The sequence below is a fragment of the Campylobacter sp. W0066.2 genome, assembly GCF_024723515.1.
Lineage (GTDB): Bacteria > Campylobacterota > Campylobacteria > Campylobacterales > Campylobacteraceae > Campylobacter_D.
In genome coordinates this window covers 1-821 of sequence record NZ_JANQCV010000043.1, presented here as the reverse complement: position 1 = coordinate 821, position 821 = coordinate 1, and the positions used below count along the sequence as shown (strand labels likewise).

1 protein-coding gene is annotated in these 821 nt (G+C 32.2%); it reads right to left on the bottom strand.

Annotated elements, in window-relative coordinates; genetic code table 11:
- A partial coding sequence (locus CAMP18498_RS07900; protein ID WP_337198265.1) for a methyl-accepting chemotaxis protein occupies positions 1–821 on the bottom strand: 821 nt, incomplete at both ends.

The window sequence follows — 821 nt, the reverse complement described above, 5'->3', positions numbered from 1 at the left end:
CATGATCAATTTGAGCTACAGCATCATTAATTTGAGTAATACCTGTAGTTTGTTCTTTAATACTCTCACCCATTTCATTAATAGATTGAACTAAGATATTAGTATTAGCTTCAATCTCACCTAAAGACTTTTGAGTTCTTTCTGCTAGATTTCTAACTTCATCAGCAACAACAGCAAAGCCTCTACCATGTTCTCCTGCACGTGCAGCTTCAATAGCTGCATTTAATGCAAGTAAGTTAATTTGATCTGCAATATCTCCTATTATAGAAGTAACATTTTTAATCTCTTCACTTTGAGCAATTACTTCACTAGTTTTATGAGATACATTTTGCATAGAAGAAGTAATCTCTTCTAGTGCTGCTGCTGTTTCTTCTAAAGAAGAAGCTTGACTTGATGAAGAATCTGTTAAGTTCTTAACAGCACTTTGTAATTTACCACTCTCATCTGCTAATAAAGAAGCAAATTCAGATGATTGTCTTAACATAGCTACGATTTCTTGACCTAAAGCATTTGCTGTTACTTCAACTCCACCTTTAGCATTAGCAACTTCAGTAGTAAAGTCTAATGCCTTATAGCTATCAAATACTCTATTAATTTCATTCATATTAGAACCAACCTTTTGTTCTAATACATTTAGCATATCATTTAATACATTTTTTAATTCTACTAATTGAGGATTAGCAGGAATTGCTGTTATTCTTGCTGTTAGATTACCACTTTCTATTTCTTTAGCTGTATCTACTGATTGTTCTACTGCTTTAGCATCTTGTTCTAATGCATTTTTAGTTTTAGTGATGTTTTCATTGATGGCTTTAGCCATA